Source organism: Thermomonas sp. (assembly GCF_029945965.1).
Lineage (GTDB): Bacteria > Pseudomonadota > Gammaproteobacteria > Xanthomonadales > Xanthomonadaceae > Thermomonas.
Genome location: NZ_JAQSDO010000015.1, coordinates 419157 through 438833, shown reverse-complemented (window position 1 = coordinate 438833; position 19677 = coordinate 419157). Strand labels below are relative to the sequence as shown.

The following is a 19677-nucleotide window of genomic DNA, read 5'->3' as shown; positions in this document are numbered from 1 at the left end:
TCATCGCGCGCCTGCATCGCCACTTCAGACAAGGGGGTCGACACGCGCCAGGTGATCCGTGGATAAAACCCTCGAATCAACGTCATTGACACATGAGCGCTGCCTCCGTGAAAATTGATGCGTCACTAGGGAGTAGCCGCCTCCGAATCGGAGGAGCCGACGTCAACACACTTGGTCAAATGACCATGGCGTCGGCGGCAAGGGCGAGACTTTTGACTTTGTTACCCACAAGCCGGGCTGGCGTGGGGAGCAAAGTCATTGGTCAACAGTTGCCAGCCCGCGGATTAACGCATGGAACCCCTGATTACCTCTTTCAGCATGGTCGCGATCGCCGAGATCGGCGACAAGACGCAGTTGCTATCGTTCGTCCTCGCAACGCGATTCCTTGGCCAGCACTGGCGCGTGATTGCCGGCATATTCGTCGCCACCATCCTCAATCATGCGTGTGCAGCAGCAGCTGGTGATTGGGTGACCTCCCACGTCAGTCCCGAATTGATGCGCTGGATCCTGGGTCTTTCTTTCCTGGGGTTCGCCGCATGGACGCTTGTCCCCGATACCTTGGACGCCGATGACGCCAAACCCTCCAGATACGGCGTATTCCTCACCACTCTAGGCTTGTTTTTCCTTGCCGAAATGGGCGACAAGACGCAGCTTGCAACCGTGGCGCTGGGTGCCCGCTATTCGAGCCTGGCGATGGTCACGATTGGCACCACGCTAGGCATGATGGCGGCCAACATACCCGCCGTTCTGATCGGCGAAAAACTTGCAACGCGCTTTCCGATCTCGAAGATGCGATTTGTTGCTGCCGCAATGTTTGCCATCTTCGGCATCCTGATCCTGCTTAAGATGAACTTTGGGCTGGATTTATTGAGCAGCCGCGCGACAGGCTAGGAATCATGGCACTGTCAACGTGTTCCGTTGGCTCACTGATCGGGAACGCATCGGCTCACTAATGTCTGCTTTGGGTCGAACTTCGCCCATTGCAGAACTCAACGACGACCAGCACATGACGCTACGGCGAGCAGGCACAAAGTGAAACTCCCTAAATCTGGGAGAACCCCATGAACACCGTCGTCACCAAATGCAGTAGTGAGCCTTGGAACAAGGGAAACTGACTGGTCAAAAAGCACCGCTCAGGCTCTGCGACATCTGGCCATTCGCGTGCGGCTCCAGCTTGGCCATGAGACGCGAGACCTCGCCCTGTTCAACCTTGCCATCGATTCGAAGCTCCGAGCGTGTGATCTAGTAAAGCTGAAGGTGCGCGACATCGGACATGGCACACAGATCGCCAGCCGGGCGATCGTCATGCAGCAGAAGACCAAGAAGCCAGTTCAGTTCGAGATCACGGAGCAAACCAGGAAGGCGGTTCGAGCATGGATTGACCTCGCGAAGCTCCAATCGGATAGCGCGCTGTTCCCCAGTCGCATACATGACTCACCGCATCTTTCGACTCGGCAGTACGCGCGGATTGTTCACCGCTGGGTTTCAGGAATCGAACTAGATGACACAGCCTATGGAACACATACGATGCGTCGGACGAAAGCGTCACTTATCTATCGTCGGACCAAGAACCTCCGGGCGATCCAACTCCTCCTCGGCCACACCAAACTGGAGAGCACGGTGCGCTACCTCGGGATCGAGGTTGATGACGCGCTGGAGATGGCCGAGCAAACCGAGGTGTAGGCACGAACAGTCGAAGGCGCCTGCTCAACGGGCGCTCTTCGGCCAACAACAGCCAGTTGACGCCTCCATCGAGCCGCCGCAAAGCGGCCACTCACCGAGCTGGCGCCGCGTCGCCAAGCTGGGCAAGCACATTGCTGAGTAACTCAAACGAAACGGGGTCCAATACTCCGGTGGCGCTTCACCTTTTGCCGCGCAGCGCTTGACTCCATCTTGGGCTCTAACCTCTCGGCTCTCGCAAAGTGGAGCTGACCGTTCCCGCCAAACTCCGTGCGACCCAGTCCGGCGCATTGAACGTCGGCAAGATTGGCTCGGCGACTTGCACCAGCAGCCATGGCGACGAAATGCAACCCGCCACCACGGATCACATGGCGGCGATTGAGCTCGGCGAAGAAGGAGGGCTTCACGCTCACGGCAGCGCCTTCGCGTTGGTGGTGGTCGGCAAACCAACCTTGCGGCAGAACGCCGCGAAGCGTGGGTCGTGCTGGTAGCGCAGGATGAACGGGTCGTAGAGCAGGTAGCTGATCCCCGGATCACGGCTGGCCCAAGCGCGATCCAGCCACTTGAACATGTTGTCCGGATCGCGACGCAGCGCGTAGACCTCGGCGATCTGGTATGGCGCATCGCCGGCCCCCGTGTCGATCACGTGCTTGAGCGCCGCATCGGCAACGGCACGATCGGGGCCGATCTGTCGCGCCAGCGCCAAGGCAATTTCCTGCCATCCACCGCTGGCTGGCTCCGCCTGTGCCGCGGCCAGCGCGGCCTGCGCATCGCCGCGCTGGATATCGATGATCGCCAATTTTTCGTGGTAAGCCACCGCCGCCGGTTGCAGCTCGATCGCTTTGTGGATCGCCGCAGCCGCTTCGTCGAGACGGCCGAGGCTGGACAGGTAGGCGGATTGCCAGTTGTACCCGCTGGAGTTGAGCGGATCAGTGGTCAGGGCCTGCTGGTTCAACCGGAGCGCCTGCTCAGGATCTCCCAGTGTCGCCAGCAGAGTGCCAGTCTGGAACAGACTGGCACCGTCAGGCGATAGTTGTGTGGCGCGCTGGAATTCTGCCTGCGCGCCCGCCCAGTCGAAGTCTGCCCTGATCAGCAAAGTGCCATGCGCGTCATGCGCCACCGCGAGCTGGGGTTCCAGCGCCAGCGCGGTGTTGGCCGCTGCACGCGCTTTCGCGTACGCCTGCTGGGCTTCCGATCCAGTGAGGAAAGCGGCGGCCAACGTGGTCCACGTGTCTGACAGCGCGGCATAGGACTGTGCATAACGTGGATCGGCCTGGATCGCCGCTTGGTATTGTGTGATCGCTTGACGCAAGTCGGCTTCTATTAAGCGTGCGCCATAGAACTTGCCCTGAAGGTAGGCGGTGTAGGCAGTGAGGTTGCCGCTGGGTGGGCGATCGCTTTGCACCACGGCACCACCACTTTCCAAAAGTTTTGCCTGCAAGGCGCTGGCGACGGCGTGGGTGATGTCATCCTGCAGGGCGAACAAATCTTTGTACGGCCGGTCGTAATGCTGCGACCACAAGGTGCTGGCGTCGGAGGTATTGATCAGCTCAACGCTGATGCGCACGGTGTCTCCTTCGCGGCGCACGCTGCCTTCCAGCAGATGAGCGACATCGAGCTTCGTACCGATGGTTTGAGCATCGTCTTTTGTGTTGCGGAACTGGAACGCGGAGTTGCGCCCGATCACCTTCAGGCCGGCGAACTGCGACAGTGCGTTGATGAAGTCCTCGGACAGCCCATCGGAGAAATACTGCTGTTCCTTGTCGCCACTGTCGTTGACCAGCGGCAGCACAGCGATGGACTTGGCCGGGATTGCCGCCGCCGCTGAGCCCGCTGCAGGCCCACTCGGTGCCGCTGTCGAATGTATAGTGGCCGGAGCGGGCGCCAACCGCCATGCCACCACGCCGCCGATCGACAGCAGCAACGCGAGTATCAGCAACTCGGTGCTGGTCGTTTTCTGCACACCACGCTCGCCGTGGTACCAGGCTAGCACCAGCGTCACGAAAAACCCTACCGCCATGGCGACGATGGTGAATCGCTCGACCGAGTCCGGCCAGCCAAAACGCTGAGCGACAATGTCCAGCACCTGGATCAGTGCGAACGCCGCAGCCGCATAGGCCAATGCCCACTGCACCAGCTTGCGCTGTTTCAAGCGCTCGATGAAGTCTTCCACGCAGCACATCCCCGAACAGACTGCAGATGAACGAGTGTAGCGGTTTGGTGGTGCGTCCTGCCTTGCCTTGACCTATCTGGCTATTGCGACCTTTCTGTCAACGGATCAGCTCTAAAGCGGCCGATCGCCACCGGCAGGTTAGGGTCGCATAGCGACACACCGCCTGTGGTCCTCAACCGGCCGAGGCTGTGTGAAAACTAAAGCCATGTGGCATGAGCTTGAAAACTGTAACGCGCACCGAAGTGGTCAGCCCCAGAATTCAAGGAGCAGGCGCGCAAGTGATCAATTTTTCGTCATCTCGAAGCAGCGCAAGAGTTTTCACACAGCCTCGGCCAGAAGCGGACGCAAGGCAACTCGATCATAAAAAGGCGCTCAGGAAATCACCTCGACGGCGCCGGAATCCCGACCCAAACGACGGGCCTCATCAGCGCCTTTTCGCTCACTGTATCGATCCACCAAATAATCACTTCGCCCGCGCACCATCAGAGTGAATTTCACCAGCTCTTCCATCACATCCACGACGCGATCGTAGTAAGGCGACGGTCGCATGCACCCGGCATCGTCAAACTCTTGCCAGGCCTTGGCAACCGACGACTGATTCGGGATGGTCACCATCCGCATCCAGCGACCCAGCATGCGCAGAGTGTTGACCACGTTGAACGATTGCGAGCCCCCGCACACTTGCATCAGAGCCAGCGTGCGTCCTTGAGTCGGGCGTACGCTGCCGTCCTCGAGCGGAAGCCAGTCGATCTGGTTCTTGAAAACGCCCGTGACGTTACCGTGCCGCTCGGGTGATACCCATACCTGACCTTCGGACCACTGCGACCACTCGCGTAGCTGCTGCACTTTTGGGTGGGACTTGTCGACACTGTCCAGCATCGGCAGAGCGTGCGGGTCGAACACCCGGGTTTCTGCTCCAAGGTGACGCAGGATGCGCTCGGCTTCCAGCGCCAACTTGCGACTGTACGACTGCGGGCGCAACGAGCCATACAACAGCAGGATGCGTGGCGCACTGGGGTCGGCACCGAGAACATCGTGCCGTGGGAACGGCAAAAGATCAGGCACAACGTTTTTGAGGATTGAAGCTTTTGGGACTTGTTGTTCGATATTCATTCGATTATTCTACAAACATGGAAACGAATCAGGCAATAGCTGCACTGACTGCACTTGGACACGCGACGCGCCTGCTCGCCTTTCGGCTGTTGGTCGAAGCCGGCCCAGACGGCCGCATGGCTGGTGAAATTGCCGAAGCACTGGCCGTGCCTGGGGCCACGCTCTCCTTCCATCTGAAGGAGCTAGTCCACGCTGGATTGATCAGTGGCGAGAACCGTGGCCGCAACATCTGCTACCGCGCGCGGTTCGATGCAATGAACGGACTTGTCGCCTACCTGACTCACAACTGCTGCGCAGATTCTTCGGATGAGGCCTGCGCGCCGGCCCGAGCCGCGACACGCGCCTGCTGATCTCAACAACAACCATTTCCCCTCTTCAGAGCCAACCGATGAAACATCGTGTCTTGTTCCTTTGTACCGGAAACTCCGCGCGCAGCGTCCTCGCCGAAGCCACGCTTCGCGCATGGTCCAGCAATCGTTTCGAGGTCTTCAGCGCCGGCAGCCACCCCGCCGGCAAGGTCAACCCATACGCGCTCAGCCAACTTGCGGCCGACGGCATTCCCACCATCGGGCTGCGTAGCAAGTCGTGGGACGAGTTCGCAACTGCGGACGCGGTGCCCATGGATCTGGTGATCACGGTCTGTGATGCGGCCGCGTCTGAAGTCTGCCCGATCATGTTCGGCGACTTCGTTCGCGCGCACTGGGGGCTGCCGGATCCGGCGGCCGTCGAGGGTAGCAATGACGCAAAGCGGGAAGCCTTCCGGCTAGGCCACCGAATCATCAAGGCGCGCCTGACAGCGCTGATGGCGCTGCCGAACGATGCGTGGGGCGACCGCCTGACCTTGAAGCAGGCGCTGGACCGTATCGGATTCGTGGAACCTGACGGCGAGACAACCAACGAAGACGCAATACGACGAAAATCCGAGGCCTGATCCATGCTGACGGCACTTCTGATCTTCGTTGCCACGATGGTGTTGGTCATCTGGCAGCCCAGAGGCCTTGGGGTTGGTTGGAGCGCCATGTTCGGCGCGGCGCTGGCGCTGGCAACAGGTGTCGTGCATCTGGCCGATATTCCGACGGTGTGGGGCTTTGTCTGGAACGCTACGTTTACGTTCATTGCGTTGATCATCATCAGTCTATTGCTTGATGAAGCCGGATTTTTCGAATGGGCTGCGCTGTATGTGGCGCGTTGGGGTAAAGGCAGCGGGCGCAGGTTATTTGCCTTCCTGGTACTGCTGGGCGCGGCGACTGCGACGCTGTTCGCCAATGACGGGGCAGCATTGATCCTGACGCCCATTGTTATTGCCTTGCTGCTGGCATTGCGGGTCAGTCCCGCGGCAACACTTGCCTTCGTGATGGCAGCAGGTTTCATCGCCGATACGGCCAGCCTTCCATTGGTCGTTTCCAACCTGGTCAATATCGTTTCAGCCAATTACTTCCACATCGACTTCGCGCGGTACGCATCCATCATGGCACCGGTCAATGTTGTTTCCGTTGCTGCGTCATTGGGCATGCTGATGTGGTTCTTCCGCCGCGATATTCCCGCCAGCTATGAAACCGCGGAGTTGAAGCATCCGCGCTCGGCGATCGTGGACAACACGACCTTCAATGCCGGTTGGGCAGTGCTGGTATTGCTCTTGGTGGGATTTTTCGGATTGAGTCGAATCGGCATCCCTATCAGCGCAGTGGCTGCAACCGGCGCACTAATCCTGCTCGGCGTGGCGGCACATGGGCATCGAATATCGATCCGCAAAGTGCTCAAGGAAGCGCCATGGCAGGTCGTCGTGTTCTCGCTCGGCATGTACCTGGTGGTCTACGGCCTACGCAACCAGGGGCTGAGCGAGTACCTGGCGAAGCTGCTGGATTTTTTTGCCGGATACGGCGTGTGGGGTGCGACATTCGGGACCGGCCTGCTGATCGCTTTCCTGTCCTCGATCATGAACAACATGCCGACGGTGCTGGTCGGCGCACTCTCCATCGACGCCAGCCACGCCGAGGGTGCGGTGCGAGAGGCAATGATCTACGCCAACGTCATTGGCAGCGACCTCGGGCCGAAATTCACGCCGATCGGGAGCTTGGCCACACTGCTCTGGCTACATGTACTGGCACGCAAGAACATCAAGATTACCTGGGGTTACTACTTCAAGGTCGGCGTCGTCCTGACGCTTCCCGTACTGCTTGTCACCTTGGCAGCCCTCGCGCTGAGGCTGAGTCTCACGTGGTAAGTGCGGAAACATTCTGGTGACGTGGCCCACCACAGCCAAATGACCATCTGACGAGTGGCCGCTTCGGGTCGTAACCGGCCGCTCGCTGCAAAGGGCAGTAAACGGCCAGAAGCGGCCACCCTCGAATCAATCAGATCAGTGATTTGCAGGCTTCAAGCGCGAAACCGCAAACCAACCCCGGCTTCGGTGAGTATCCAGCGCGGATGCGCCGCGTCGTCGCCCAGCTTCTGCCGCAGCTTGCCGACCAGGATGCGCAAGTAATGGGTATCGCGTTCATGGGTCGGGCCCCATATCTCGCGCAGCAGTTGCGGCTGAGTCACTACCCGCCCGGCGTGCGTCAGCAACAGCGCCAACAATGCATATTCCTTGCGACTGAGATCGAGCGAAGCGCCATCGAGCGCGACCTCGCGCCGCACAAGATCCACCCGCAAGTGGCCGTCGTCATATACCGGTAGCACAGGCCCAGTGTTGGCCACAGCGTGCACGCGCAGCAGGCCGCGACTACGCGCCAGCAGTTCCTTGACCCCGAACGGCTTGGTGACGTAATCGTTCGCCCCCGCATCCAGCAGCGCGACTTTCTGTTCTTCGGCGAAGCGCGCGGTAAGCACGATGACGGGCACATCCGACCATCCACGCAGCTCGCGCAACAGGTCGCTGCCGTCACGGTCGGGCAAACCCAGGTCGAGCACTACCAGGTCGATGTCGCCTTGTGCCAGCACGGCAAGCGCCTCGGACGCATTCGCGGCCAACGCCACCCGGTAGCCCTGCGCACGATAGCCAATGTCCAGGAAGCGCCGGATCTGGGGCTCATCATCCACGATCAATACATGCGGCGCGGCTTTCATGCCTCGTCCCCTATCCCTGTTTTGGCAAGCGGTGTTGGCAAGCGCAGGTGCAGGCACGCCCCCACTGGCACATCTTCGACTTCGACGTGCCCGCCGTGGGCCTCCATGATCGCCTTGCAGATTGCCAAACCCAGGCCCGTGCCGCGCGCCTTGCGATCGCCGCCGCCGTCGGTGTCGAACATTTCGAACACCCGCGTGCGGCGATCCGCCGGAATGCCGGGGCCTGAATCCGAAACGCGCACGTCGACCGCCTCTGTCGACTGCAAGACCTCGATGCGGATCGGATGCGACATGCCCGCGAACTTGGTTGCATTGTCCAGCAGGTTGTAGATCGCCTGCTCGACCAGCGCACCGTGCAAGCGCACGGGTGCAAGGTTTGCCGGCAGTGAAACTTCGATTCTCGCATCGGGACGCGTGCGCTGCAGGCGTTCAACTGCCGAGCCAATCAATTCGTCGATGCCATTCCAGTCTACATTCAGGGCCATCGAACCATGGCCGAGCCTGGTCATGTCCAGCAGGTTCTGGATGTAGCGGTCGAGGCGTTGGCCTTCCTCGCGCACGGTTTCCAGCAGTGCTGCGCGCTCCTCCGCGGGCAGCGCGTCGCCGAAGCATTCCAGACTCTCTGCTGCTCCGATGATCGAGGCCAACGGCGTGCGCAGGTCGTGCGAGACCGAGGCCAGCAGCGCGCTGCGGGTGCGTTCTGCCTCGCGCGCGATGCGCTCGTCCGCCAATGCAGCCGCCAAACGCGTGCGCAATAGCGCCTGGACGACATCCGCGGCCATCGCGCGGGCGGTTTCGCGATCGGTTTCGGCCAAGGGCGGTGCACCTTCAGCCAATCTCAGTCCCAGCGTGCCGAGTTGGCCTTCGGGCCCGTTCAACGGCAGGAACCACCAGCCTTGGTCCTCGACGGTGCGATACCCCGCATGGCCATGCGATGTGGTGCGTGGATCTGCCAGCTGGCTCCAGACCTGCGCATCCAGCGCATCCGCGAACGCATTCCGCGCGGCTTCGAGCACCGCGTCCTCATCTCCTGCCAGTGCCAGCCGTTGCGAGAGCGCTTGCCGCGCTTCCGCGTGGCGCTTTGCTCCCTGCAACGCATCAAGCTGACGAGACAAACGGGCGGCCATGCGGCCCGCGATGATCGCCGCCGCCAGGAACAACAACACCGTGACGAGCCCATGGTTGGCCTCGATGTACAAGCTGTAGCGCGGCTCGATGAAGAAAAAATTGTAGCCGAGGAAGGACAGCAAAGCGGCCAACGTGGCAGGGCCGGTGTCGGTGCGTGCCGCGACCAGCACCACCGCCAGCATGAACACCAGTGACAGGTCACGCAGGCCAAGGAAACGTTGCGCGAGCGCGGCAACGGCCACCGCCACGGCCGAAGCCGCCAGCGCCAGCGCATACGCCGCGACCGGCGAACGGTCTCGCCCCAGGCGAACGGGCATGGCATCGGGCTTCGGCAACATGGGGGGATTGTCGCCGGTGCGGGGCGTGCTGGCGATGCCGGGAGGCTCCGCGGGCGAGCAAGTCCCGAAGAATTTACGGTGACTTTACGAGATGCGCAGGGATGGTGGCTTCCGGCTTTACGCCTTTGGAGCGGACAGTGCAGGCTGACTTCCATGCATCCCATCCCATGTCCACTTCGACTAAGCAACTTCCGCAGGCGCACCCGCAAGGACGCTTCGCCACCATGGTGCTAGGCGCCATAGGGGTGGTGTTTGGCGACATCGGCACCAGCCCGCTGTACACGATCAAGGAGGCGTTCTCGCCGCACTACGGCCTGGTGCCCGACATGCCCAGCGTGCTCGGGGTGCTGTCGCTGGTGTTCTGGTCGCTGATGGTGGTGATCACCATCAAGTACGTGCTGGTGATCATGCGCGCCGACAACGAGGGCGAGGGCGGGATCATGGCGCTGACCGCGCTCGCGCAGCGCAGCCTGTCGCCAGGATCGAGGATGTTCTATGCGGCCGGCCTGCTGGGCGTGTTCGGTGCCGCACTGTTCTTCGGCGACGGCGTGCTGACGCCGGCCATGTCGGTCCTGTCCGCGGTCGAAGGCCTGGAAGTGGCCACGCCCGCGCTGGCGCGCTTCGTGCTGCCGGTGACCATCCTCGTGCTGCTGGTGCTGTTCGGTACCCAGCGTTTCGGCACCGACCGCGTCGGCAAGGTCTTCGGCCCGGTGATCGTGGTGTGGTTCGTGGCATTGGCGACGATCGGGATCGACAACATCGCGCGAAACCCGGAGGTACTCGCTGCGCTCAATCCAATCTGGGCCGCGCGCTTCTTTGCCACCCATGGCAGCCACGGGTTCTTCATCCTCGGAGCGGTGGTGCTGGCGGTCACCGGCGGCGAAGCGCTGTACGCGGACATGGGCCACTTCGGCCGGCGTGCGATCCAGGTTGGCTGGACGTTCGTCGCGCTGCCCGCACTGACCATCAATTATTTCGGCCAGGGTGCACTGATATTGGCAAACCCACGCGCGGTGGAAAATCCCTTTTACCTCGGCCTGCCGCAGTGGGCCTTGTATCCGATGATCGGGCTGGCCACTGCTGCCACGATTATTGCCTCGCAAGCCGTGATCAGCGGCGGTTTTTCCGTCGCTCGCCAGGCGATCCAGCTCGGCTATCTGCCGCGCATGGCGATCCGCCACACCTCGCGCCTGGCCATCGGCCAGATCTACATGCCCACGATCAACTGGCTGCTGATGATCGGCACCATCCTCACCGTGATCGGCTTCGGCAGTTCCACTGCGCTGGCCACCGCGTACGGCGTCTCGGTGACCGGCACCATGCTGGCGACCAGCATTCTGCTGATCGTGGCGATGCGTCGCAGCTCGCCGCTGCCCGCAGGCCTGTTCTGGCCGCTGGCAGCACTGTTCGTGTTGGTCGATGTCGCCTTCCTTGGCGCCAACCTGGTGAAGTTCATGGACGGCGCGTGGTTCCCGCTGTTGCTTGGCGTACTGGTGTTCACCGTATTGCGCACGTGGCGGCGCGGGCGCGAACTGCTGCGTGCACAACTGCATGCTGACGGCATCCAGCTGGACAGCTTCGTGCAGTCATTGATGCTTGCGCCACCCGTACGCGTACCCGGCACCGCAGTGTTCCTGGCCTCTCAACCCAACCTCGCGCCGAAGGCGTTGATGCATAACCTCAAGCACAACAAGGTCCTGCATGAGCGCAACGTCCTGCTCACCGTTGAAACCTTGCCCGTACCTTTCGTGTCCCTGCAGGAACGGTTGTCCATGCAACGCATCGCCGATGGCTTCCATCGCGCAAACCTGCGCTACGGTTTCATGGAATCGCCCGACATCCCGCAGGCGTTGATGGCTGCGGCAGACCACGGCCACGCCTGTTTTGACCCGATGGACACGACCTATTTCACCAGTCGCGAATCGCTGGTTGCACGCCCACGCCACGGCATGCCGATGTGGCGCGACAAACTGTTTGCCTTCCTGCACCGCAACGCCGCACCCGCCAGCGACTTCTTCCGCATCCCTGCCGCCCGCCAGGTCGAGCTGGGCGCGCCGGTGGAGATCTAGGGATGGTCGCAACGGGTCGAACGCCGCCGTTCCCCCCGACCTTTGCCCCACCCTCTTGCTGCATCACATAGCAAACTTCCCACAACACACCAGTTAGCCTCAGCCCAGGGCCAAATCAAGATGCGTCAGATACAGGCGCAAATCGAACTCCAACTGGTGATAATCCGGTTCCATGTGCGTGCACAGCCGGACCAATGTGAAGACGAATTAATGACGAACGCGGAGAATGCCTGCATTGTCCTGAGCCTCGGCGCGACCGATCTCTGAACGGGATCGGTCGGCCCTTCGACGCACACATGGGAATTCAAATGATCCGAAAACGCATTCTCTTGACCGCAGTCCTGATGTTTTCACTGTTTGGGAGTCCAGCAATGGCCGTTGAGGAACCTGCATTCAAGACCGTCGTGAAAGACGGCAATTTTGAGGTGCGTGACTACCCTGCCCTTGTTGTCGCCGAGGTGACCGTCACCGGCGAGCAAAAGGAAGCCGCCAACAAAGGCTTTCGCATGCTCGCCGGCTACATCTTCGGCGGCAACAAGCGCCGTCAAAGCATTGCCATGACGTCGCCGGTGGCGCAAGAGCCGACGAGCGAAAAGATCGCAATGACCGCACCCGTCACCCAGACACAGAACGCCGGAACCTGGACCGTGCGTTTCACCATGCCGCGCGGCTACACCCTGGACTCGCTTCCCGAGCCCAACGATCCGAAGGTTCATTTGCGACGTTTGTCTCCGGAGCGTTTCGCCGTGCTCCGGTTTTCCGGGCTTGCCCGCCAAAGCGACGTCAACGCGAAATCCGAAGAGTTGGTCGCGTTGACAAGGACGCATCATTTTCGCGCGATCGGCAACGTGTCGCTTGCCCAGTACAACCCGCCTTGGACGCTTTGGTTCATGCGGCGAAACGAAGTGATGATCCCGGTAGATGGTGGTCCATGACGTCCCCCGCCGGCAATGCGGCTGGTGCTAGCCGGCTCGTCCTGATCCACCCTGATGACTGGCATCTGCACCTGCGTGATGGGAAGGTGCTGGCCTCGGTGCTGCCCGACACGGCACGCCGATTCGCACGCGCGATCATCATGCCCAATCTGCAACCGCCGGTGACGACTGTCGAGCAGGCGCGAGCCTACCGCGAGCGGATCCAGGCGGCCGTCCCACCCGGCTTGCGCTTCGACCCGCTGATGACGCTGTATCTCACCGATTCCACGTCACCGGCGGAGATCGCCCGTGCCAAGGCGAGCGGGTTCGTGCATGCGCTCAAGTACTACCCGGCCGGCGCAACCACGAATTCCGAAAACGGCGTGACTGACTTGAAGCGAATATCTGGTGTGCTCGCTGCGATGGAAATACACGATGTGCCCTTGCTGATCCATGGCGAGGTCACTGACGCCACGATCGACGTCTTCGACCGCGAGGCGGTGTTCATCGAGCGCCATCTCGAGCGGCTGGTGCGGGAATTCCCGGGACTGCGCATGGTGCTGGAACACATCACGACAAGTACCGGCGCGCAATTCGTGACCGAGGCGCCAGGCAACGTCGCGGCGACAATCACCGCGCACCATCTGCTACTCAATCGGAACGCACTGTTCGCCGGCGGCCTGCGCCCGCACCATTACTGCCTGCCGGTGCTCAAGCGCGAACAGCACCGCCAGGCACTGCTGGCCGCTGCCACCGGCGGCAATCCGAAATTCTTCCTCGGCACCGACAGCGCGCCGCACCCACGGCATGCGAAGGAATCCGACTGTGGCTGTGCCGGCATCTACACCGCGCATGCGGCGATCGAGTTGTATGCCGAGGCGTTCGAGCAAGTCGAGGCGCTGGATCAGCTGGAGGCTTTCGCCAGCTTTTACGGCGCTGATTTTTACCGCCTCCCACGCAACATCGACACCATCACCCTGGAACGACGAACCTGGACCGTTCCAGAGCAGATCGGAGTCGGACCTGAGGCCATCGTGCCGTTCCGCGCCAACCAACCTGTCGCATGGCAACTCGCTGACGCCTAGTTCGCGAGAGCATCTGGTCAAGTGACGCCTCCAGGATGATCAATGTGACCCGTCCTTGGGTCGAACCAGCGTGAGGGGAGTCAATGAGAGAGTGGATCCTGAAGATGTCCATGTCGCTCGACGGCTTCGTGAGCGACCTGGTTAGCCGGCGACACCCAAACTGGGCAGCTTCAATCCGGCGCGGAAAGCTGGGCGGTGGCCTATGTGGCGGGCGGTGACCTAACGGAGGAAATCGCGAAGTTGAAAGCCCAGGAGGGCAAGCCGATCATCTCAAGCTGGTCAGCTCGAAGGCCTTTCCAGGTGGCGCGGTAGCGCAAATTTATCGGCCGGTCTGAGCAGGCGTGTCTCCCGTAACGTTACCTTGAAGCGCAGCTGGAATCACATACTTGCTGACCAGCTCCTGCAGCGGATACCAAACTGAAAATTGCCCGTAGTTGCCGGCAGTGATAGCCACGACAAGGTCCAGTTCGGGCACCACGATCACGAACTGTCCGCCATTGCCTTCGGCTGAGTAGCTGCGATAGTCATGACCATCTACGCGGAATGCATGTAGATGCCAGGCGAATCCGTAGTCGTGGTTTGGGCCGAATGTCGCGTGCCGCGCCACGGAGGCATCGATCCAGCGCTGGGCGACCAGGCGCTGCCCATTCCAGATACCACCGTTGAGATACAACTGCCCGAGTTTGAGCATGTCGCGCGGACGCATGCGGATGCCCCCGGCCAGATAGGCGTCGTCGTCCGGCATCAGGTTCATGTGATACCCGCGCATCTGCATTGGCCCGGCAATCCAGTCCTGGAACAAGTCGGTCAGGCGACGACCGGTGGCATTGCGCACCACGCCACCCAGCAAGTTGATGCCGGCCGAGCAATACACCGCCTTGTCGGCACCGGGTGCCTGAACCATCGGCAGGTTCAGGGTGTACCGATACCAATCACGCTCAGCGTGCTGGCGTTGCATCGCCTCCTCCCCACCCGGCGAGTCGCTGTCGTTGTCGTCGCAGGCCAGCCCGGAACTCATATCCATCAAGTCGCTGACCGTGATCGCGCGCTTGTCCTTGTCCATGTGCTCGAGCGGCATGTTTGTCGGAAACATCGATTGCACCGGCGTTTTCGCAGAGAGATCCGCGCCGTGTTCGACCGCCATGCCCACCAGCAATGACGCGAACGACTTCCCGGCCGAGCGCGTGTCATGCGCCTGCTCGCGGGAGTAACCATGCAGATAGGTTTCGAACACCAGCTTGCCGTGCCGCGCCACCAGCAGCCCATGCACCATTGGCTCGCCGGGTCCGGGCGTGTCACTGGACTCGATTTGCTGCTGCATTCGCTGCATCGGCGCGACCTGCATGCCTACTTCGCCCAGCGAGGCGGTGGTCCAGCCATCGCCCGCAGGCACAGGCACGCGATAAACGTCCTGCGAACCGGCAGGGGTATTCGCGTAATAGCCGATCGCATCGTCGCGATCGCGCCGCGTGAAGGGGAACACGCCAATGCCCTGCCAATCGATGCGCAACTGCCCGCTCTCGTCATCCAGGCGTCCGTTGAGGGCCCAGCCCTTGCGATTCGGATCGGTCAACACGATGGCGTCACCGTCCAGATGCACGTCATAGCTGATGCCGCGCCCCAGGTTGTACTCGGGATTGACCAGGAAGGCTTTCAGCGAACTCTCTCCAGTGCGCTGGATCTGCAGGTACTGCGTGATCCGGTCCTGCAGCGGATCCAGCCGCGCCACCCAAATTTCCCCCTCGCCGTGCGGCAAGACCAGCGGGGTCGCGTAGGCACTGGCGAGCCCCTGCCCGGGCGGCTGGATCCAGAAGCCCTCGATGTTGCCGCCAATGAGACGGCCACGGAAATGACCTTGCCCACCCGGCATCGAGAAAGTCACCACATCACCATCGCGCTCAATCACCACCGACACGCCAGCCACGCTGGCGCGCCAAGGCGCTTGTCGCCCGTCCACGGTGAGCACGCCAGGCAGCAGCGGCCCTGACACTGTCTCGTTGCCCCACAGCCCAACGAAGTCCGACGGTTCGGCTGTGCGTGCGGTCGCACACAACACCAGCAAGAACAAAAACAGGGGAATGCGCATCACGACACCTCACGGAAAGAAAGGAACGACCACACCTGTACTGCGCGTGGGCGCTACGGACGTCTTGTACGGACTGAACCTGATCGGACAAGCGTCTTTCGATGCCGCAGGTAGTATTGGTACTGGCGTTTGCAGCGCGAGAGCATCTTGCAAACGCAGTGCGAGGCTTGCAACCAGCGTGCGACAAAGCCAGCGGAAATCAGGGCCAAACAGCCAATACAGCGACGAAAATCCGACGGGTTAGTGAAAAATCCACTTCAATCGGAATCGCAGGTTTCCCACAACGCGCCGGATCAACCTCAGCGCTGGCCCACATCAAGGTGTGTCAGATACAGGCGTAAATCGAACTCCAACTGGTGATAACCCGGTTCCATGTGCGTGCACAGCCGGTAGAAGGATTTGTCGTGCTCGGCTTCCTTCAAGTGCGCCAGTTCATGCACCACGATCATCTTCAGGAAATCGGCAGGCGCATCGCGGAACACGCTGGCAATGCGAATCTCGCGACTGGTCTTGAGCCTGTCGCCCTGCACCCGGGAAATAGTGGTGTGGGTGCCGAGCGCGTGCTTCATGACCTGTAGCTTGCCGTCGTAGATCACCTTGCCCAGCGGCACAGATTTACGCAGGTGACGCTCCTTGAGCACCTGGACGTAGTCATACAGCTGGCCGTCGCTGCGCACGGCATGTAGCTGGCCGTATTTTTCGTCCAGCATCGTGCCAAGCCGATCTTGCTCGATCAACGCGCGCACCTGCGTCAGCACGTGTGGCGGATAGCCGGCGAGGTATTTGAGCGGTTGCATCGGCAGCAGGACGGTCATTGCCTACAGCAGACCGTTGCCTAGCAACGCCGCCCGCAGCCCATCGACGTAGGTGCGACTGGCACGCAGTAAGGTGCCATCGCGCAGGCGTAGCAAGTGATCGCGGTTGGACAGCGGCTCTATCTCGGCGACCCGATCCAGTCGCACGATAGTCGAGCGATGGATACGTGCAAAGCGGGTTGGATCGAGCCGGCCACCCAGCCGCTGCAGCGGCTCTCGCAACAGGTGCATGTGTGCTCCGACGTGCAGGCCGGCATAGTCGCCTTGTGCCTCGATCCAGTCGATCTCATCGGCGTGTACCAGCTGCACGCGATGACCAAGCCGCACCTCGAAGCGCGTGGCATGACGTGGTGTCTGCGCACCAGCAGCCTCGCCGCGATGCAGGGCCAGCGTGTCACGCGCCCGGTCCAATGCATCGGCGAAGCGCTCGTCGTCGACCGGCTTGAGCAGGTAGTCCAATGCGCGCAGCTCGAAGGCACGCAGCGCGAATTGCTCATAGGCGGTCAACAACACAGTCAGCGGACGTTGCTCTGGCGTCAACGCTTCAAGTACTTCCAAGCCACTCAGCCCCGGCATCTCCACGTCGATAAACAGTAGATCCGGCGACTGCGACCGCAGGAACTCCAGTGCCGACGCACCATCGCCACACTCACCTATCACGCTGATATCGGTATGAGCATCCAGCCTGGCGCGCACGCCGGCTCGCGCCAATGGCTCGTCGTCGACGATCAGCACGCGCAGGCTCATGCAACTGCCATCATCGGACGGAACGGCATGGCAATCTGCACCGTGCAATCACCATTCGGCGCCAGCACAAAGTCAAACGCATGCGCACTGCCATAAAGACGTGCCAGTCGCTCACGCACATTCTGCAGGCCGATCGCCGGCCGCGATGTCACCTCGGCATCAGCTGGCGAGGTCACGCCATTGTTGTGAAGACGTACCTGCAGCTGCTCACCCATGCGCTCTACATGTAACTCCAACCGGCCACCCGCTGTGCGTGGTGCGATGCCGTGGCGAATCGCGTTTTCGACCAGCGGCTGCAGCAGCAGCGCCGGCACGGCGGCCTGAAGCAGGTCCGCACCGACGCGCAGTTCCAGCGCCAGTCTTTCGCCGAGACGAATCTTCTCGATGTCGAGGTAGTGACCGGTCAGGGCCAGTTCCTCGGCCAGCGAAATCTCGTTCACTTCGCTGCGCTCCAGCGTGGAACGCAACAGATCGGCCAGTCGCGCCAGCATGCGGTTCGCATCCGCGCCGCGCTGTTCGGCGATCAGGGTCGAGATGGCATTGAGCGTGTTGAACAAGAAGTGCGGATGCAACTGATAGCGCAACGCGCGCAGCTCGGCGTCGCGTGCCAATGCCAGCGCTTCGCGTACACGATCGCGCTCGGCCTCTAGCGCCTGGTAGCGATCGACCACCGCGTGGATCGCACAGAAGGCAATCAGCGCGAGCCAACACCCATCAAGCCCGCCAAACAAGAGATGCCAATCGTATGCCGGTACCGCGCCCCAATGCACCGCGAGCAGCAGGGCCAGCGCGTTGTTGGCGATCGACATCAGATAGGTCAGCGCCAACAGAGCAAACACAGTCATTGGCCACGCCACGCGGCGCTGCAACGCACGCTGCACGACCACCAGCGGCAACGTCCAGAACAGGTAGGCGACCGCATAGATGCCGCGAAACGCCAACGCATGTTCGTGGCCGATCTCCGGCAAGGCCATCACCGTCATGCACAACACCAACGGTGCGCCAGCCAACCATGGCAGCCAGACGAATGCCGCATCATCACGGACGGTGGCGACACGAATCATGTGGATTTCCTGAAACGGCGCACAGTCCGCGCCCTGGCCGTCACTTTAGCGCGCGCGGTCCGGGTAGCTCGAACCACGAGTCGCCCTCGGCGACAAACATGCCTTCGAGCGCCGTCTTGTCGTGCGCGATGATGGCGACCTGGAAGCGCTCGACCAAGTGAACTGGATAACGCCTCAACGCACCCATCTACCGCTTCGGCGCACGCCCCTGTCATACGATTCGAAGACCAGCCTATATTTGCAAGCGATACGCGTCGAAGCGCGCACAATCAAGCCTGGGAGCCTCGAGAACATGGAGCAACGTCAATCCAAAGGTCGCCGCGCCCTGCGTATTGCCCGAAAGACAGGCATTGGCATCGCGACAGTGTTGGTGATCCTGGGTGTCACGGGCGCCAGTTGGAACTTCCTTGCCACTCGCCATGACCGCAAGGCCAATCCACCGCCCGGTCACATCTATGACGTGAACGGTCACGCCATGCATTTGTATTGCACCGGCGAAGGCTCCCCTACCGTGATATTGGAATCCGGCCGCGGCGACGACTTCACTGTCTGGGGCAAGGTGCAGCCTGCGCTTTCCCGTGTCACCCGTACCTGTTCCTATGACCGCGCGGGCTTTGGCTGGAGTGATCCGCAACCTGGCGCACGCGACGGATTGCACATCGCCGATCAACTGCATGCACTGCTCATCAAGGCCGGCATCACCACGCCAGTGGTTTTGGCCGGTCACTCGGCAGGCGGACTTTATGCGCGCATCTACGCATCGAAATTCCCGCAGGGCGTAGCTGGCTTGGTGCTCGTAGATGCCAGCACGCCAATCCCGTTGCCCTCCCCACCCTTCGCCTCGGCCATGGATGAACACAGCAACGCGGAATTCATGTTCGTCAAAGCCACTGTGGCATTGGGTGTGGCGCGGCTAATGGGCCAATGCGATGCCGTTCCCAAAGGACTGGAGGCTTACGCAGGTTGGATCAAGGGCAGCGCATGCGATTACCCACAACTCGACGAATACGTGCGTGAGTATCGCGCTACTGACGATTCGCACGGACAGGGAGCAAAAACAGGGCCTTTCGGAAATCTACCCATCCTGGTTCTTTCGCAGGATCCGAAGTGGGCGATACCGGATTTTCTTTCGAAGCGAGTCACCCAGAAAGACTGGCTCTGGGCCAGCACCGCGCATGACCAGGAACAGGCGGCATACCTTCAGCTCTCGACAAACAGTCGCCGCGTTATTGCAACGGGAAGTGGGCATTACATCCAGATCGAGCGGCCCGATGTGATGATCCAGGAGACGACGACGCTGATCCGGCAGATCAGAAGTACGAATGTTTCCACGGCAGTCATCAAGAGGCAGCCCGTTGTTGCAGACTCAAAATAGTCACTTGGCAATCTGCTTCGG

Annotated in this window: 17 protein-coding genes, 1 pseudogene and 1 riboswitch; of the genes and pseudogenes, 9 read left to right on the top strand and 9 right to left on the bottom strand. The window is 61.3% G+C overall.

All coding sequences use genetic code 11. The features are described 5' to 3' along the window. The first annotated feature begins 115 nt into the window (after nucleotides 1–115). Nucleotides 116–274: riboswitch (yybP-ykoY riboswitch) on the top strand. 17 nt (nucleotides 275–291) lie between these two features. Both PSV05_RS08370 and PSV05_RS08365 read left to right on the top strand, forming a co-directional pair. Next, nucleotides 292–891: a TMEM165/GDT1 family protein gene (locus PSV05_RS08370; RefSeq protein ID WP_300064042.1), complete on the top strand. Its 600-nt coding sequence runs from the start codon at nucleotides 292–294 to the stop codon at nucleotides 889–891. Nucleotides 892–1089: 198 nt separating this feature from the next. Further along, complete coding sequence (locus PSV05_RS08365) at nucleotides 1090–1683, top strand: tyrosine-type recombinase/integrase (RefSeq protein WP_300064040.1); 594 nt, start codon at nucleotides 1090–1092, stop codon at nucleotides 1681–1683. A gap of 406 nt (nucleotides 1684–2089) precedes the next feature. Here PSV05_RS08365 and PSV05_RS08360 read toward each other — a convergent pair whose 3' ends face one another. Both PSV05_RS08360 and arsH read right to left on the bottom strand, forming a co-directional pair. Continuing rightward, nucleotides 2090–3853: a hypothetical protein gene (locus PSV05_RS08360; RefSeq protein WP_300064038.1), complete on the bottom strand. Its 1764-nt coding sequence runs from the start codon at nucleotides 3851–3853 to the stop codon at nucleotides 2090–2092. A 372-nt stretch (nucleotides 3854–4225) separates the two neighbouring features. Next, nucleotides 4226–4966 carry an arsenical resistance protein ArsH gene (gene arsH, locus PSV05_RS08355; protein ID WP_300064036.1) on the bottom strand — a complete coding sequence of 247 codons (741 nt, stop codon included), beginning with the start codon at nucleotides 4964–4966 and terminating at the stop codon, nucleotides 4226–4228. A gap of 17 nt (nucleotides 4967–4983) precedes the next feature. Between arsH and PSV05_RS08350 the strand changes: the two genes are divergently transcribed. The 3 genes from PSV05_RS08350 to PSV05_RS08340 are packed head-to-tail and all read left to right on the top strand — an operon-like array spanning nucleotide 4984 to nucleotide 7190. After that, nucleotides 4984–5316 carry a metalloregulator ArsR/SmtB family transcription factor gene (locus PSV05_RS08350; RefSeq protein ID WP_300064034.1) on the top strand — a complete coding sequence of 111 codons (333 nt, stop codon included), beginning with the start codon at nucleotides 4984–4986 and terminating at the stop codon, nucleotides 5314–5316. A 38-nt stretch (nucleotides 5317–5354) separates the two neighbouring features. Further along, entirely contained in the window at nucleotides 5355–5897 is a 543-nt protein-coding gene (locus PSV05_RS08345) for an arsenate reductase ArsC (protein WP_300064032.1), read from the top strand. 3 nt (nucleotides 5898–5900) lie between these two features. Further along, nucleotides 5901–7190 carry an arsenic transporter gene (locus PSV05_RS08340; RefSeq protein WP_300064030.1) on the top strand — a complete coding sequence of 430 codons (1290 nt, stop codon included), beginning with the start codon at nucleotides 5901–5903 and terminating at the stop codon, nucleotides 7188–7190. 152 nt (nucleotides 7191–7342) lie between these two features. Here PSV05_RS08340 and PSV05_RS08335 read toward each other — a convergent pair whose 3' ends face one another. Further along, complete coding sequence (locus tag PSV05_RS08335; RefSeq protein WP_300064028.1) at nucleotides 7343–8035, bottom strand: response regulator transcription factor; 693 nt, start codon at nucleotides 8033–8035, stop codon at nucleotides 7343–7345. Next, nucleotides 8032–9501, bottom strand: a complete 1470-nt coding sequence (locus tag PSV05_RS08330) for an ATP-binding protein (RefSeq protein WP_300064026.1) — start codon at nucleotides 9499–9501, stop codon at nucleotides 8032–8034. The genes PSV05_RS08335 and PSV05_RS08330 overlap by 4 nt, the downstream gene beginning before the upstream one ends. Before the next feature lie 167 nt (nucleotides 9502–9668). On the opposite strand from PSV05_RS08330, the gene PSV05_RS08325 reads away from it, so the two are divergent. Continuing rightward, on the top strand, nucleotides 9669–11570 hold the full coding sequence (locus PSV05_RS08325) for a potassium transporter Kup (RefSeq protein ID WP_300064025.1): 1902 nt from the start codon (nucleotides 9669–9671) through the stop codon (nucleotides 11568–11570). Between the two features lie 99 nt (nucleotides 11571–11669). Here the strand turns inward: PSV05_RS08325 and PSV05_RS08320 are convergent. After that, nucleotides 11670–11759 (bottom strand): annotated as a pseudogene (locus PSV05_RS08320) (metal-dependent hydrolase); the annotation flags it as partial. Between the two features lie 119 nt (nucleotides 11760–11878). Here PSV05_RS08320 and PSV05_RS08315 point away from each other — a divergent pair. Both PSV05_RS08315 and pyrC read left to right on the top strand, forming a co-directional pair. Continuing rightward, nucleotides 11879–12505 carry a heme-binding protein gene (locus PSV05_RS08315; RefSeq protein WP_300064023.1) on the top strand — a complete coding sequence of 209 codons (627 nt, stop codon included), beginning with the start codon at nucleotides 11879–11881 and terminating at the stop codon, nucleotides 12503–12505. Further along, on the top strand, nucleotides 12502–13569 hold the full coding sequence (gene pyrC, locus PSV05_RS08310) for a dihydroorotase (RefSeq protein ID WP_300064021.1): 1068 nt from the start codon (nucleotides 12502–12504) through the stop codon (nucleotides 13567–13569). The genes PSV05_RS08315 and pyrC overlap by 4 nt, the downstream gene beginning before the upstream one ends. A 319-nt stretch (nucleotides 13570–13888) precedes the next feature. On the opposite strand, the gene PSV05_RS08305 is transcribed toward pyrC, so the two are convergent. The 4 genes from PSV05_RS08305 to PSV05_RS08290 form a co-directional block, all read right to left on the bottom strand. Then, nucleotides 13889–15655 (bottom strand): serine hydrolase domain-containing protein, encoded by a 1767-nt coding sequence (locus PSV05_RS08305; protein ID WP_300064019.1) that lies wholly within the window; start codon nucleotides 15653–15655, stop codon nucleotides 13889–13891. A gap of 299 nt (nucleotides 15656–15954) precedes the next feature. Further along, a complete protein-coding gene (locus PSV05_RS08300; protein ID WP_300065409.1) occupies nucleotides 15955–16452 on the bottom strand; it encodes a YgjP-like metallopeptidase domain-containing protein in 498 nt (165 codons plus the stop codon). Between the two features lie 21 nt (nucleotides 16453–16473). Then, nucleotides 16474–17217: a LytTR family DNA-binding domain-containing protein gene (locus PSV05_RS08295; RefSeq protein WP_300064017.1), complete on the bottom strand. Its 744-nt coding sequence runs from the start codon at nucleotides 17215–17217 to the stop codon at nucleotides 16474–16476. After that, nucleotides 17214–18281 carry a histidine kinase gene (locus PSV05_RS08290; protein ID WP_300064015.1) on the bottom strand — a complete coding sequence of 356 codons (1068 nt, stop codon included), beginning with the start codon at nucleotides 18279–18281 and terminating at the stop codon, nucleotides 17214–17216. Before PSV05_RS08290 ends, PSV05_RS08295 begins: the two co-directional genes overlap by 4 nt. A gap of 121 nt (nucleotides 18282–18402) precedes the next feature. Between PSV05_RS08290 and PSV05_RS08285 the strand changes: the two genes are divergently transcribed. Further along, nucleotides 18403–19656 carry an alpha/beta hydrolase gene (locus tag PSV05_RS08285; protein ID WP_300064013.1) on the top strand — a complete coding sequence of 418 codons (1254 nt, stop codon included), beginning with the start codon at nucleotides 18403–18405 and terminating at the stop codon, nucleotides 19654–19656. The last annotated feature ends 21 nt before the right edge of the window (nucleotides 19657–19677 follow it).

Coding starts and splice junctions, on each gene's coding strand:
- PSV05_RS08340 (WP_300064030.1), top strand. CDS start 5,901: ATGCTGACGGCACTTCTGATCTTCGTTGCCACGATGGTGTTGGTCATC.
- PSV05_RS08330 (WP_300064026.1), bottom strand. CDS start 9,501: ATGTTGCCGAAGCCCGATGCCATGCCCGTTCGCCTGGGGCGAGACCGT.
- arsH (WP_300064036.1), bottom strand. CDS start 4,966: ATGAATATCGAACAACAAGTCCCAAAAGCTTCAATCCTCAAAAACGTT.
- pyrC (WP_300064021.1), top strand. CDS start 12,502: ATGACGTCCCCCGCCGGCAATGCGGCTGGTGCTAGCCGGCTCGTCCTG.
- PSV05_RS08345 (WP_300064032.1), top strand. CDS start 5,355: ATGAAACATCGTGTCTTGTTCCTTTGTACCGGAAACTCCGCGCGCAGC.
- PSV05_RS08370 (WP_300064042.1), top strand. CDS start 292: ATGGAACCCCTGATTACCTCTTTCAGCATGGTCGCGATCGCCGAGATC.
- PSV05_RS08295 (WP_300064017.1), bottom strand. CDS start 17,217: ATGAGCCTGCGCGTGCTGATCGTCGACGACGAGCCATTGGCGCGAGCC.
- PSV05_RS08300 (WP_300065409.1), bottom strand. CDS start 16,452: ATGCAACCGCTCAAATACCTCGCCGGCTATCCGCCACACGTGCTGACG.
- PSV05_RS08305 (WP_300064019.1), bottom strand. CDS start 15,655: ATGCGCATTCCCCTGTTTTTGTTCTTGCTGGTGTTGTGTGCGACCGCA.
- PSV05_RS08325 (WP_300064025.1), top strand. CDS start 9,669: ATGTCCACTTCGACTAAGCAACTTCCGCAGGCGCACCCGCAAGGACGC.
- PSV05_RS08335 (WP_300064028.1), bottom strand. CDS start 8,035: ATGAAAGCCGCGCCGCATGTATTGATCGTGGATGATGAGCCCCAGATC.
- PSV05_RS08350 (WP_300064034.1), top strand. CDS start 4,984: ATGGAAACGAATCAGGCAATAGCTGCACTGACTGCACTTGGACACGCG.
- PSV05_RS08315 (WP_300064023.1), top strand. CDS start 11,879: ATGATCCGAAAACGCATTCTCTTGACCGCAGTCCTGATGTTTTCACTG.
- PSV05_RS08290 (WP_300064015.1), bottom strand. CDS start 18,281: ATGATTCGTGTCGCCACCGTCCGTGATGATGCGGCATTCGTCTGGCTG.